The 984-nt window shown below is 64.5% G+C and carries 2 protein-coding genes; both read left to right on the plus strand.

Annotated elements, in window-relative coordinates:
- The coding region (locus D7X74_RS42085; protein WP_120538480.1) for a DUF2380 domain-containing protein at window positions 1–333 on the plus strand (333 nt) is incomplete at its 5' end.
- Window positions 330–800 (plus strand): NUDIX hydrolase, encoded by a 471-nt coding sequence (locus tag D7X74_RS42090; protein ID WP_120538481.1) that lies wholly within the window; start codon window positions 330–332, stop codon window positions 798–800. The genes D7X74_RS42085 and D7X74_RS42090, both read left to right, overlap by 4 nt.
- Window positions 801–984: the final 184 nt, after the last annotated feature.

Genomic DNA, 984 nt, shown 5'->3' on the forward strand with positions numbered 1-984 from the left:
GGGGCGGGCATGTCGGACGCTCCGAAACACCATGTGCTGCCGCAAGAGCACCGCGAGTGGTTCGAGCAGCGCGGCTTCAAGGGCGACATGGACATTGACCAGTTCTGCATCCGGTTGGAGCAGGCCCACCATGAGGCGATTCACGGCGGGGGGAACTGGAAGTTGGGTCGCACATGGCCCGGTGAATGGAACCAGTCTCTTATGCACGAGTTACTCAAAGCCGATGCACGAGCCGGCCGGATGCTGACGCGGGATGCCGTCCTGAAGCTCGTCGCAAAGCACATGAAGGACTATAAGCTCCCAATGAACTTCGTCTCCTGGAGGGGCCCATGAGCGCTCGGCATCCGTGGGCGGGCGACGTGAGAGCCCGCCTGTATGAGCGGGTCCGCGAGCGTGGTTACGACACGCTCACCGCCTTTGCGGAGGCGCGCCCTGCCGTTCCATTACATAGGTTGGCCGACGAGCTTGGTGAAGACGATGTCGCCGCGGTGCAGGTGTTCAGCGGGCTGCTTGCAGAGGCAGAGCAGCGCAGGCAAGTCACACGTCTTGTGCGCGATGTGCTCGTGCGCGAGTTGTCCGACGACTTCCCTGACGGCTGGCCGACCGTGATGGACGACGGAACCCGTATGGACGTTGCCATAGCACTCGGTCGATGGAGTGGTTACACACCGGAAACCCATCAAGAGCGCGTAGACCAAGCCAGCGATGCGCTCCTTGCCACCCCGCCGCCGCCCGGCTGGCGTCCGCTCGGTCCCGACGATGAGTTGCTCCGCACGCTTCTACCTGACGAGGAAGTCTGAGGATGAAGAGGAGTGGACCCGGGACGCCAAGCCCCGCCGCCTGCCTCCCCACCTCATCCAAGCGAACACGTCGAAGTCGAACGTCCTCCTGCGCGACTCGGCCCAGTCCACTCGCGGTGTCCGCTCCTTCCTGGCCGCTGCCTCAAGCCCGGACTCGCCTCCTCGGCCCCCTCCCCTCCCTCTC

It is taken from the genome of Corallococcus sp. CA047B (assembly GCF_003612065.1).
GTDB classification, from domain to species: Bacteria; Myxococcota; Myxococcia; order Myxococcales; family Myxococcaceae; genus Corallococcus; species Corallococcus praedator.

Coding starts and splice junctions, on each gene's coding strand:
- D7X74_RS42090 (WP_120538481.1), top strand. CDS start 330: ATGAGCGCTCGGCATCCGTGGGCGGGCGACGTGAGAGCCCGCCTGTAT.